The sequence below is a fragment of the Hyphococcus sp. D3-15 genome (assembly GCF_055809375.1).
In genome coordinates, this window is the sequence record NZ_CM147910.1 from 220593 (window position 1) to 233317 (window position 12725).

Annotated in this window: 11 protein-coding genes; 6 read left to right on the plus strand and 5 right to left on the minus strand. The window is 60.1% G+C overall.

Annotated elements, in window-relative coordinates:
- Positions 1–111 precede the first annotated feature (111 nt).
- The 3 genes from AC0L8G_RS01095 to AC0L8G_RS01105 all read left to right on the plus strand — a co-directional run bounded on the left by AC0L8G_RS01095 (position 112) and on the right by AC0L8G_RS01105 (position 1870).
- Positions 112–582, plus strand: a complete 471-nt coding sequence (locus AC0L8G_RS01095) for a DUF1203 domain-containing protein (protein ID WP_473386142.1) — start codon at positions 112–114, stop codon at positions 580–582.
- An 80-nt stretch (positions 583–662) separates the two neighbouring features.
- Positions 663–1541, plus strand: a complete 879-nt coding sequence (locus AC0L8G_RS01100; protein ID WP_473386143.1) for a 3-hydroxybutyryl-CoA dehydrogenase — start codon at positions 663–665, stop codon at positions 1539–1541.
- Between the two features lie 125 nt (positions 1542–1666).
- Positions 1667–1870 (plus strand): dodecin family protein, encoded by a 204-nt coding sequence (locus AC0L8G_RS01105; RefSeq protein ID WP_473386144.1) that lies wholly within the window; start codon positions 1667–1669, stop codon positions 1868–1870.
- Between the two features lie 63 nt (positions 1871–1933).
- Here the strand turns inward: AC0L8G_RS01105 and AC0L8G_RS01110 are convergent, their stop codons facing one another.
- The 3 genes from AC0L8G_RS01110 to AC0L8G_RS01120 form a co-directional block, all read right to left on the minus strand.
- A complete protein-coding gene (locus tag AC0L8G_RS01110; protein ID WP_473386145.1) occupies positions 1934–3730 on the minus strand; it encodes a hypothetical protein in 1797 nt (598 codons plus the stop codon).
- 168 nt (positions 3731–3898) lie between these two features.
- A complete protein-coding gene (locus AC0L8G_RS01115) occupies positions 3899–5572 on the minus strand; it encodes a hypothetical protein (RefSeq protein ID WP_473386146.1) in 1674 nt (557 codons plus the stop codon).
- Between the two features lie 181 nt (positions 5573–5753).
- Positions 5754–6380, minus strand: a complete 627-nt coding sequence (locus AC0L8G_RS01120) for a TlpA family protein disulfide reductase (protein ID WP_473386147.1) — start codon at positions 6378–6380, stop codon at positions 5754–5756.
- Between the two features lie 31 nt (positions 6381–6411).
- Here AC0L8G_RS01120 and argH point away from each other — a divergent pair, with 31 nt between their 5' ends.
- Positions 6412–7818, plus strand: coding sequence for an argininosuccinate lyase (argH, locus tag AC0L8G_RS01125; RefSeq protein WP_473386148.1), 1407 nt, complete (start codon positions 6412–6414; stop codon positions 7816–7818).
- Positions 7819–7954: 136 nt separating this feature from the next.
- The gene (gene lysA / locus AC0L8G_RS01130) at positions 7955–9226 is read left to right on the plus strand and encodes a diaminopimelate decarboxylase (protein ID WP_473388929.1); all 1272 of its coding nucleotides are present in this window, start codon (positions 7955–7957) and stop codon (positions 9224–9226) included.
- On the opposite strand, the gene AC0L8G_RS01135 is transcribed toward lysA, so the two are convergent.
- Positions 9227–9601, minus strand: a complete 375-nt coding sequence (locus AC0L8G_RS01135; protein WP_473386149.1) for a hypothetical protein — start codon at positions 9599–9601, stop codon at positions 9227–9229. It abuts the gene before it with no gap.
- A 113-nt stretch (positions 9602–9714) separates the two neighbouring features.
- Here AC0L8G_RS01135 and AC0L8G_RS01140 point away from each other — a divergent pair, with 113 nt between their 5' ends.
- Complete coding sequence (locus tag AC0L8G_RS01140; protein ID WP_473386150.1) at positions 9715–12180, plus strand: DUF4175 domain-containing protein; 2466 nt, start codon at positions 9715–9717, stop codon at positions 12178–12180.
- Here the strand turns inward: AC0L8G_RS01140 and AC0L8G_RS01145 are convergent.
- Positions 12177–12692 (minus strand): phosphoribosyltransferase, encoded by a 516-nt coding sequence (locus AC0L8G_RS01145; protein ID WP_473386151.1) that lies wholly within the window; start codon positions 12690–12692, stop codon positions 12177–12179. The two genes, AC0L8G_RS01140 and AC0L8G_RS01145, sit on opposite strands and share 4 nt — an antisense overlap.
- Positions 12693–12725 lie beyond the last annotated feature (33 nt).

Genomic DNA, 12725 nt, shown 5'->3' on the forward strand with positions numbered 1-12725 from the left:
GAAGATCAAAAAGCCCCGCTTTGGCGGGGCTTTTTTTCGTCAGCAAGAACCGGGTGGCGAAGAGCGCGGTACCGAAGGACAAGGACAGCTCAATCAACTGGAGCACCGCCTATGTCTTTCATCATCACCGGCCTGTCGCCGCAAGAATTCGCGCCGCTTTTCAAGCTTTCGGACGACGCGCTTGCACAACGCGGCGTCATACGTTCAAAGTCCACGGCGAAACCCGGCTTTCCGTGCCGCATCACGCTTGACGACGCCGAGCCCGGCGAAACCGTTCTGCTGCTGAATTATGAAAGCCATAAGGCGCAAACGCCCTACCGGTCAGCCTACGCGATTTATGTGCGCGAGAACGCAAATGCCGCCGCCACTTACGACAATGACGTGCCGCCGGTGTTGACGGGCCGGCCGATAGCCCTGCGCCATTTCAACACAGCGGGCATTCTGGTCGGCGCCAGCCTCGCGCTGAAAGGCCTCGCCGCCGATGACATAAACGCCGCCTTTGGCAACCCGGAAGTCGCCTATTTGCACGCCCATAACGCCGCCCATGGGTGCTTCGCCGCTGAAATTCGCCGCCGAGATTGAGCCCCGCCCGGCCTTGCTCAAACTCTTGTTGCGGTGCAGTATCCGCGACCCATAAGAGCGGACAGTCGGCGGAGCGGAACATGACAACAATAAAAACCGTAGGCGTAATCGGGGCAGGTCAGATGGGGCGCGGCATCGCCCATGTTTTCGCTGCGGCGGAGTATGACGTCGTGCTCAACGACATCAGCGCCGGACAGCTAGAGGCCGCGCTTTCCACCATCGCCAAAAACCTTGCACGCCAATCCGCCAAGGGCCTGATTGACGAAGCGACGGAAAAAGCCGCGCTCGCGCGGATCAAAACCGCCGCCGAAGTCTCCGCTTTGTCGGAATGTGATCTCATCATTGAAGCCGCGAGCGAAGTGCTGCCGGTGAAAAAGCAAATCTTCGCCAGCCTGAAAGGCGCGCTGAAAGACGGCGCCATTCTGGCCAGCAACACTTCATCCTTGTCCATCACCGGGCTTGCCGCCGCTACAGACCATCCGGAAAATTTCATCGGCATTCATTTCATGAATCCGGTTCCCGTGATGAAGCTCGTTGAAGTCATTCGCGGCATCGCAACGTCGAAAGAAACCTTCGAAGCGACAAAGGCCGTCGTCGCAAGCCTCGGCAAGACTATGACCGTGTCGGAGGATTTCCCGGCCTTCATCGTCAACCGCGTCCTGATGCCGATGATTAACGAAGCCATCTACACACTTTACGAAGGCGTCGGTTCTGTCGAAGCCATCGACACCGGCATGAAGCTCGGCGCCAACCACCCCATGGGACCGCTGGAGCTTGCCGACTTCATCGGCCTCGATATTTGTCTCGCAATCATGCAGGTGCTTTATGAAGGGTTGGCGGATTCAAAATATCGTCCATGTCCCTTGCTGGTGAAATATGTGGAGGCGGGCTGGCTGGGCCGCAAAACCGGGCGCGGCTTTTACGACTATGCCGGCGAAACACCCGTTCCCACGCGATAATCACGCCTTTTATTAAATTACCGTCAGCCGGCCGCACGGTTTGCGCACTGCATAAAAAACCGCTCTAATCCGCCCTGCCGCGCGAGGCGGGTCCTCGTACATAATCAATAAATGGGAGAATATTTATGGCGGTCGCACGCGTAACGGAAATTATATCAGGTTCCAGCAAAGGCTTTAAAGACGCTATCGAACAAGGCATCGAACGCGCCAACAAGACTCTGAAAAATGTCGAAGGCGCCTGGATCAAGGATCAGTCGCTGATTCTCGACAAGGGAAAAATCAAGGAATATCGCGTCGTAATGAAAGTCACTTTTGTTCTCGACGATTAGGAACAACTTCCGATCAAAAAAAAACGGCCGCCTCTCGCGCGGCCGTTTTTTGTTTTTCAAAATTTACTCTGTATGCGTCAGCGTCACATTCAGCACATCCGGCAAGGTCGTCGGCGCGGTTTGTGACGCCGCCTTCAACTGACCCATAGTGACAGGCGCGGCGGGATCGGCGAGCAGGCTAAGCGTGCCGCCTTGCTCCAGAAAATTCGCAGCCGCCGTCGCATAGGCAGGTATGCGGGCGTTCACTTCAGCGCCTTGCGCGCCGGAAAGGCGCATCATAGCCACAACGGACTGGCGCATTTCCGGACCTGTGCCCGCCCCGTTCTGCGCGGCGGCGAAATCAAACAGTTTTTCAACAATGCCTTTATCGGTGATGTCGAAGCCCAGCCCGTTAAGGGCGATTTCCTCAGCCGCATTTTGGAGAGAGGTTTCTTCGCGCACCATCGCATCCCAACGAGCAAGCGACGGCCCTTCCAGTTGAATATCAAACCCTGTGGAAGCGACATTCGCCGCATCGACGACTTCCGCCAGCGAGGCGTCGCCGGTCTCACCGTCCCAGCGCCAGGACAGGCCGCCATCCGCAGTGACGCGGTCGAGACCGAGCGCCGTCAGACTATCGATAATCTGCTCGAATTGCGGCGCAGCCTCCGTCGCAAAACCGGCGCCCATGCCATCGCGCATCTGCGCAAACAGCACATTGAAATCATAAGTCACGCCCTGATAGACGGCCTTATAATTCGACGGGATCAGCCAATAGAAATCTGACGCAACAATATTCACGGCGTCGACCGTGTAGACCGGCGAACCATTCCAGGTTTCGCGATAGCCAAGCATGGATTGTATGCCGAGATCGATCAGATCCGTTTCGGTGATTGGCGGCAACTCCCAGCGCGCAAGCCAGACAAGAGCGCCGCTAATGTCCGAACCGCGCGACTGCGTAAGATCGATCTGATATTCGGTCGCGCCGCCACCCGTCGCTTCCGCGAGAAATGCAGCAGGGTGTCGGATGAATTCATTGACTGTTTCGACCGGCGGCTTGTTCAGAATTTTCTCATAAGAATTGTTTTTCGTTACCGCAGATTTCTTTTCAGCGGAAACCTCAACAAGCGATGCGCCGCCGCCCTTGATCAAGGCGTAGATATTGCGCGCACTTTCAAAGTCGAGGGCGCCGGCATTGTATCCGCGTGAAAACACTTCCTCGACAGCCACTTCAACATTGTCGCCGCGGCTGTTGTTCAATCGGAATGCAAAATCCGAATAAGCGGCGCCGTCATAAGCGAAGGCCCCCATCACGGCGGCTATATTGCGGAGGACCGGCGCAGCTTCATTGGCGCCAGCCTTGTCTTCAAGCGCGTATGACCGGGCCGCAAGACCGTCGATGACCAGCTTGCCGATCGACAGCGACGCATTTTCCGATCCGGCCTCCCATTGCAGGCCTTCCGAATGCAACCCCTCGATGGTCAGGCGATCAAAAAGCGCGGACATTTCGGTAAGACTTGCTTCGCCGGCGAAAACAGATTGCGCGGCGGCAGCGTCGCCGCCCCACATGACCGCGCGATCTGCAACAAGGCGCGCATCGGGCGCGCTCGCAAAAGCAATGGTCAAATCATCGATCACCATGCCGCCAAGCGCCGGATCGAAACTGGCGCCATTGTGAGTGACGGACACCCATTGCGGCAGCGCGCCGAACATTGCATCGACGTCGAAGGGCGCGCCCTTTGAAAGGGAATAAGGTGCAGACAACAAATCTTCTGCGGTCAAAATCTTTGCCGGCCCTGTCGCGCAGGCGTGCAGCGCCAGCGCCGCGACCGATGCGCAAAGCGCATTGCGAACACCGCGCATAGAAACAAAATTGGTCATGATCATCTCCCCGTTTCCCCTATTTCCGGCCCACCGCCGGCGCGAACACAATCCGTCCGCGTAACATCCCCTAAGCTCTCAACCCTCAGCGCGCTTGAACCTCCCCAGGTCCCCCGGCCGCCGCCGCGCATAGCGGAGCAGCGGCCGGATATCGATCAGCCTAACGGCCTATTCCTTATGCGTCACCTTCAGATCGAGCACATCCGGCATGGTTTGCGGCGCGGTCGTCCCGGTGGACTGCAATTTTGCAAACGGCACTGCTTCCGCCGGTTTCGCCGCAATTTCGAGCGACCCGCCTTTGGCGACAAAATCAGCCACTGCGTTCACATATTCAGATATGCGCGGGTTCATTTGAGCAACCTGCCCGCCGGAAAGCCGTATCATCGTGGGGGCTGAGGCGCGAAGCTCCTCGCCGCTGCTGCCCATTTGCAACCCGGCCAGGGCGAACACAGCGTCCAGGGCTTTTTCATCCGCGATCTTGAGCGAGAAGTTTTTGAATGCGCCGCGGCTCAACACTGCGTCGCTATCGCCCTCTTCCATCGCAGCCGCAATCTCTTTGAGTTTGAAATTGCCGAAGCCCAAGGTCATGTCCAAATCAACGACCTTGTCCATCTTGGCCACATAGTTGAAATCGGCCGCGCCGGTATTGGAATTCCACACCCAGCTCGCTGCGCCATCGCCCGTGACCTTGTCCAGGCCATGGTCCTTCAGCACTTTCAGCGCTTCTTCCTCCGTAGCCGGAAGATAGGCTGTGAAATCATAGACGGCGTTTTTTGAATCCACTTTGATATTGGATGGCGCAAGCCAAGTGAATTCGCCCGCGGTCATATTGGCTTCGCCAACCGTGGCGGCGCGCTTGCCATTAATATAGGATTCCATCTTGGTGGCTTTCATCGTCCCGAGGTCGATGAGGTCGGTCTCCGAAACCGGCGGCTTTTCGCCTTTCAGTCCCCAGGCGACGAGGCCGGAAAAGTCGATTGCCCGCCACTCCAGCGTTTCAGTCTTGACCCGCTGATTTTCCGGCGCGAACAGCGCCGCCAACGGCCCGTTAAACAAAATCGCGCCTTGCGGTCCCATTGACTGACGCAGAGCGGCCAGCGACTCCGCGCTTTGCAAAATTTCATATTCAAGATTGTTGGCGATAATGGCGTTCAGTTTGCCGCCGCCGATGCCGACAAAGCGAAGGTCCGGCGCCGCCATCTGCACAGATGGCGATTCCGCCGACTCCGTCGCAAAGGAAATGTCTTTGAAGTAAAGCCCCGCAAGATTGACCGCATTAATGAACCGCGCCGCATCTTCACCGACGCCATCGCCTTCCGCGCCGCCTTGACGGACTTGCAGTTTGTCAAACTCGACGCCGCCAATGTTCATCTGCACAGCCTCGCCGTCCTCCTCGAGTCCCTCGGAAGCAACGTCGAGCAAACGAACTTTCTGAAACACGGTTTCAAACGGCGCATCGGGGCCCGCCTTTTCTGCGCCGCGCACGCGTTCTATTGCATCCATGTCGACGCCGTAAAATTCAGCGCGCTTGACCAATACGCCTTCGCCGTCATCGGCGTCTGAAAAGCGCAGGTTTTCGACGACAGTGGCGCCGAGCGCATCATCAAAGCGGGCGGTCTCGTAGGTCGGGCGCGACCCTTCCGGCAGCAACGCCAGCAAGGCGTCAAGGTCGACCGGACCGGCGTCCTTCAGGCTGAAGCGCTTGTCGAGCGGTGACTTCGCATCGGCCTTGGCCGCTGCGGCGCTGGTCTCGGATTTCGGGCCTTCAGCCCCATCTTTTTTACCGCAAGACACCAGCGCCAACGCGGCGACACCCGCCAGCAAGACATTCGACAATTTCATAAGATCAGTTCCCCTGAGTGATTGGCCGCGATCCGCCCTGCATTGAGCGGTTCTGGCGGCCAGATGCATTGCATTTGGTATATCGGCATTGGCGGAACAAGCCTAGGCCGCGCCCAGTACGCCGCGTAGAGCGTCTGTTGCGATGAACCGGCTAGAATCCGTGAGCAATCAGGCGTTTGAGCTAATTGCGGGGAAGCGCTGAACCAACAAGTCGGCGCGCCTCAGGCGACGACCAGTCCGCTTCACCGACGAGACGGCCGACTTCCTGGCCCTGGGCGTCGAAAAGGATGCTCACCGGCAGCACATCCGCCCCGCCAATCGCCGAAGTGAAACGCAGATTCGGGTCCGCATAGAGCTTTAAATGCTCAATTTTCAGGCGATCAAGAAATTCCTGCGCGACTTCGGGACCGCGCGGATCGGCGGCGATGGCCACAACCTCGAAGTTTTCCCCACCCAGATCCCGCTCCAACGCGTCTAGCGACGGCAACTCCTTCAGGCAGGGCGCGCACCAGGTCGCCCAGAAATTGACCAGCACGGCTTTGCCTTTGAAGTCAGCGAGCGTCACGTCCCCTCCCTCATGCGAGAAAGCAATCTGCGGCGCGCCGCGCGGCGGAAAGGCGTAGGTGAAATCCGCCATTTCCCCTTCAAGCAGCACCTGGTCGTGATTCAGCGCCGAAGGCCCGGCGCTCGAGGCGTCGGAACCCGGCTTTGGGCTTACGCTCGCGCTCACGATGACGTAGAGGAGAAACGCCGCGCCGGCCCCGCCCCAAAGGAGGAGCCAGAAGCGCGGCTGTTTGATGAAATCCACTGTGTGTCGCTCCAACCGAATTGCTTGCTTGATGTCAGATAAATCCGAACCAGCCGAAAACCAAATGTGGGGGGGCCGTTTTTCCCAAGGGCCCGCTGAAATCATGGAGGCGATCAACGCCTCCATCGATATCGACAAGCGTTTATGGCGCGAAGACATCCAGGGGTCAAAAGCCCATGCGGCGATGCTGGCGGAGGCGGGAATCATCTCCCGCGCCGACGCCGCCGCCATCACCAAGGGGTTGGATCAGGTCGCCAGCGAAATCGAGGGCGGCAGCTTCAAATTCTCTGCGGCGCTTGAAGATATTCACATGAATGTCGAGGCGCGCCTGAAAGAGATCGTCGGCGAGCCTGCCGGGCGGCTGCACACCGCGCGCTCGCGCAATGACCAGGTGGCGACCGATTTTCGCCTCTGGTGCCGCGGCGCCTGCGAGGATGCCGCCGCCGGGCTCGGCGATCTGATGGCGGCGCTGGCCGAGCGCGCATCCGAAAACGCCGACGCCGTGATGCCCGGCTTCACGCATCTGCAAACCGCGCAACCGGTGACCTTCGGTCATCATTTGCTCGCTTATGTAGAAATGTTCTCGCGCGACGCCGGCCGCTTCATGGATGCGCGCGAGCGCATGAATGAATGCCCGCTTGGCTCGGCCGCACTGGCGGGCACGCCGTTTCCGATCGACCGCAAAGCCACCGCCAAAACGCTCGGCTTTGATCGCCCCTGCGCCAACTCTCTCGACGGCGTCTCGTCACGCGATTTCGCGCTTGAGCTTTTGTCTGCGGCGGCGATCTGCGCGGTGCATCTGTCGCGCATCGCCGATGAGATCGTTTTGTGGACATCGCCGCAATTCGGCTTCGCGTCGCTGTCGGACGCGTTTTCCACCGGCTCATCCATCATGCCGCAAAAACGCAATCCCGATGCGGCGGAACTGGTGCGCGCGAAGACCGGCCGCATCAATGGTTCGCTCAATTCGCTGCTGACGGTGATGAAAGCGTTGCCTCTCGCCTATGCCAAGGATTTGCAGGAAGACAAGGCCGCGACCTTTGAGGCCGTGGATGCGCTGGCGCTGGCGCTTTCGGCGATGACAGGCATGGTGCGCGACCTCACCCCCAACCGGGAGGCCATGAAAGAAGCGGCGGCGCGGGGGTTTTCCACCGCCACCGACATTGCGGACTGGCTGGTGCGCGAACTCGGCATGCCCTTCCGCGACGCCCATCACGTCACGGGGCGGATCGTGGCGCTTGCGGAAAAATCCGGCAAACGCCTGGACCAGCTCGCCCTCGCCGACATGCAAACCGTCGAACCGAAAATCAATGACGACATTTTCAATGTGCTTTCCGTCGAGGCGTCCGTCGCCTCGCGCAAAGCCTATGGCGGAACTGCGCCGGAAAATGTTAAGCGAGAAGCGCAACGCTGGATCGCCGCTCTGGAAAAGGACTAAACCGATGCGCGCAATTTTGATCGCCGCCACCTTGTTGTTCGCTCTTTCCGCTTGCGGAAAAAAGCGCCCTTGCGCGCGCCGGACAAGCCCGAGGAACAATCCCAACTGCAACTATCCCTGGCTCGGTAACAGACTCGTGCATCATTTCGACTATCGGAACGGCCGCCTGTTTGCGGAGAACGTCGATGTCGCAGCGCTTGCTGAGACAGTCGGCACGCCTTTCTATGTCTATTCTGAAGCGACCTTGCGCCGGCATATGCAGGTTTTTGCAAACGCCTTCGCCGGCGCTGATCCGCTGGTCGCTTTTTCAGTCAAAGCCAATTCCAACCTTGCAGTGCTGCGCATTCTGGCGAGCGAAGGCGCGGGTGCAGACGTTGTTTCCGCCGGCGAATTGCAACGCGCGCTGAGGGCCGGCATTGCGCCGGAGAAAATCGTCTTTTCCGGCGTCGGCAAAACCGCCGAGGAAATGCAGGCCGCGCTCACCGCCGGGATCTATCAGTTCAATGTGGAATCCGCGCCGGAACTCGAAGCTTTGAACGCAGTTGCGCTATCCATGGGCGAACGCGCCCCGGTCGCCCTGCGCGTCAACCCCGATGTCGCGGCAGGCGGGCATGACAAAATCTCAACCGGCCGCAAGGAAGACAAGTTCGGCGTCGCCTGGAATGAAACGCGCGCGCTTTACGCCCATGCGCGCGACTTAAAAGGCATCGAGATTGTCGGCGTCGATTTTCATATCGGCTCGCAAATTTCCAACCTTGCGCCTTTTGAAGCCGCCTTCATGAAGGCTGCACAATTGATCGCCGATCTGCGCGCCGATGGCTGCGCAATCGACCGGCTCGATGTGGGCGGCGGACTTGGCATTCCTTATGGGAACACAGCGCCCCCGCCGCACCCGGATGACTATGCTGGCCTGATCAAAAAACTGACCACACCGCTTGGCGTGCGCCTTGTTTTCGAACCCGGCCGCATGATCGCCGGCAATGCAGGGATCCTTGTGACGCGCGTCATCTATGTGAAGGAAGGCGAAGCGAGAAAATTCCTGATCGTCGATGCTGCGATGAACGATCTCATTCGCCCGGCGCTTTATGACGCGCATCATGATATCAAGCCGGTGCATCTGCAGGCATCCGCGCCAGAGACTGTCTACGATGTCGTCGGACCGGTTTGCGAGTCGAGTGACTTCTTCGCCAAGCAGCGGACCTTGCCGGAATTCGCGGCGGGCGATTACGCCGCGATCATGTCCGCCGGCGCCTATGGCGCAGTTCAAGCGTCGCAATATAATACTCGCCCGCTTGTGCCGGAAGTGTTGGTGAATGGCGCGCAACACGCCGTCATTCGCCGCCGACCGAGTTTTGAGGAAATGATCGCGCTCGAAACTGCCCCGGACTGGCTATCGAAAAAAAGCTGATCAGAACACGCCGGCGATGGCGAAATTATTGGCGACGATCCACGCATTGCCCGCTGTCGCCACCGCAAAGAAGGTCAGCACGATCCAATGCGGAAACCAAAGCACCATGAAACTGATCAACCCTTGAAGGGCGAGCTTGGCGAAAATCCAGCTATCGCCCGCATGCATCATCATCGCGCCGACAATCGGATTGGCTTCAACGCCTGCGCCGCTATCGATGGCGATCACCGTTGAGGCAATGTCCGCCGCGCCCACCATGTTGTAGATGATCACCAGCGACCACCCCACCGCCCGGCGGACGGCGGAGGCCCGAGACTCGCGCGCGTCTTCTCCGAGTTTCTGGCGGCGTTTCGATGAGGTGAGCGAGAAAACCAAGCCCTGATCTCCTATTCGTTAACCTGTTTTCGCCGGCAATGAGCCAGATTGGTGTCCGCGTAAGGTGGAGCGGCGTCGACGCGAGCCGTCCTGACGGGTAAAGTGCAAGAAGCATGACCACTGCAGTGACACAGCCAAACCCAAAGCGGAAGGCCATTCCCGGCGCCGCGGTGATATTCGCCGCGCGACTTGTGCTGTTTTGGGAACGGATCTGGCCCGCCATCCTGCCCGCGCTCGCGATCCCGGCGGCTTACATTTTCGTCAGCCTTTTCGATCTGTGGAAACTGACGCCGCCATGGGCGCACTGGCTGGCGTTAACCCTTGGCGGCGTCGGCTTTTTCGGATTGGCGTTTCGCGACTTGCGCAGGCTGGCATTACCGACATGGCGTGAAGCACAGAAACGACTCGAAGAAGATGGCGGCGTATTACATGCGGCGCTGCAGGCGCTCGACGATGCGCCATTTGAAACCGATGACGCCGCGTCGCCACTTTGGCGCGCCCATCAAGAGGCGATGCGCGAACGCGCGCGCGCCGCACGCCTGAAGCCCGCGCGCGCCAGCGCCGATGCGCGCGACCCATGGGGCTTGCGCTACATCGCACTCGGCCTCATCGCCATCGCCTTTGTCGCGGGCGGGCGGGACTCGTTCAACCGTCTGGCGTTAGGCTTCGACCCATCAGCTCATGCAGGCGCCGGCCGGCTGGTCGCTGATTTATGGATTGAGCCCCCCGCCTATTCCGGCCGCGCCCCGATTTATCTGCTGCGCGCCGGCCAGCCGCTTCCCGTAGACGCGGCGCAAATCGATGCGCCGGAAGGCTCTGTGCTGGTGGCGCAGGTCAATGGCGGCGGCCGCGCCGCGCTCACCTATCAAACCCCGAGCGAAACCCTGCGCGGCGTCTTTGAACGCGACGGCAGAGCCGGGCGCGCCAACATCGCCATCGGGCAAAGCGGACTTTTACGCTTGTCACTCGGCGGACGAGAGGGGCGCTGGCCCATCGGCGTCATTGGCGATGCGGCGCCGCGCGTCAGTTTCATCACGCCGCCCACACGCACAGATGACGCCAGATTGCATTTCAGCGCACAGATCGAAGACGATTACGGCGTCACCGAAGGCTTTCTCCTCCTGCGCCTCGACCCCGCACAGGAACGCCCGCTGGACGCGCCGGCGCTCGATGCAAAAGCGCTAGCAGAAACGCGAACCATCCCGCTGCCGGGATTTTCAGGGCGGCAAGGCGAACGCGCCGCCACGCTCGATCTGCAGGAAGACCCGTGGGCCGGTCTTAACGTGATCGCGAAAGTCATCGCGCGCGACGGCGCCGGACAGGAAGGCGCCACCGACGAAATTGCGGCGATCCTTCCCACACGGATGTTTTTCAATCCCATCGCCAAAGCCGTTATCGAACAGCGCCAGACCCTTGCGGTCGCCGCCGAAGACTGGCGGCGCGCCGGACGGTCTTTTGACGCGATGACGCTGGCGCCGGATATTTTCTACGCTGACAAGCCGACAAATTTTCTGCTGTTGCGGACCGCCTTCTGGCGGGTCATGCGCCAGAATGGCGACAGCTATGACGATGCGGTTGAAAAATTCTGGCCGCTCGCCCTGCAGCTTGAAGATGAAGCGCTTGAACTCGCCCGCCAGCGCCTTGAAGCCGCGCGCGAAGCCCTGCGGCAGGCGCTTGAGCGCGGCGCCAGCGACGAAGAAATTGAACGGCTGGTGGAAGAGTTGCGTCAGGCGATGAATGATTACCTCACGGCGCTTGAGCAATCCGGGCAGCCGATGGACGGGCAAAGCGCGCAAGGCGCCCAGCAGCTAGAGCAGTCCGATCTGGACCAGATGCTCGACTCTATTCGCGACCTCTCCCAGCAAGGCGCCAATAACGCTGCGCGGCAAATGCTGTCCGACCTTGAAAACATGCTCGACAATTTGCGCCTGTCCCAAGGCGGACAAGGCCAGAACGGTCAAGGACAAAGCGGCGGTCAGGGCCAGGGCGGACAAGGTCAGGGCCAAAGCGGCGGCGCAGCAGGCCAGGCCGGCGATCTGATCGGACGCCAGCGCGAGCTCTCCGATGAAGCCTTTGAGCGCCGGCGCGAGGGCGAGATTAATGGCGATGACCTCGCCGCGCGCGAAGGCGAGCTGGGCGGCGATCTCGACGCGCTGATGGACGCGCTGGAAGGCGATCAGGACGCAGACCCGACCGGCGAAGCAGGCAAGGCTTTGGGCCGCGCCAGAAGCGCCATGCGCGAGGCGGAAGGCGCGCTCGCGGGTGATGATTTCGCCGCCGCCAATGACGCCATGGAGCGGGCTATCGCCAATCTGCGCGACGGCGCCGAAGCATTGGCGCGCGAGCAGATGCGTCAGGCGCAAGGCGACGGTCAGGGACAGGATGGACGGCGCAATCGCGGCGTCGACCCGCTCGGCCGCCCAGCAGGCGAAGCCAATGGCGAAGGCGTCGAGGTGCCCGGCGAAGGCGACGCCGGCCGCACACGCGCAGTGATCGAGGAATTGCGCCGGCGGCTTGGCGAGCCGGGTCGCACCGAAGAAGAAATCGAATATCTGGAACGGCTGCTGAAGCGGTTTTAGTTCGCCGCCCCAAGCAGCGGCACGCCGCGCTTGCGGCCTTCGTCATCCATGCCATAGCCGACGAGGAAATCGTCCGCATGCGCCTCAAATCCGATATAGTCGCATTTCAGATCTTCCGCATGGCCGGTGAGTTTTTTCACAAAGACGCATGTTTTCACCGCAACGGCGCCGCGATCTTCGATCATGCCCTTGCCGAAATGCAAAGACCGCCCGGTGTCGAGTACATCATCCACAAGCAGCACCGTCTTGCCTTTGATGTCGACGGAAAAATCCTTGAGCAAGGTCACCACGCCGGACGACGCGCGCGCGCCGCCATAGGAGGAAAGCTGGACGAAATCCACATGCGGGTCGGCGCCATGGCGATAAAGCGCGCGCAGCAGATCCGCGGCGAAAATAAAGGCGCCCGTCAGCACCGGCGCCAGCAAAAATTCCGACGGCAGGTCCCGCGCCATCTCCGCCGCCATCTCGTCGATCCGTTTGGCGATTTGTTCTTCGGTAAATAGCGTTCGCATGGGCGTTCTCATTGGTTTTCCTGAAGCCAGGAC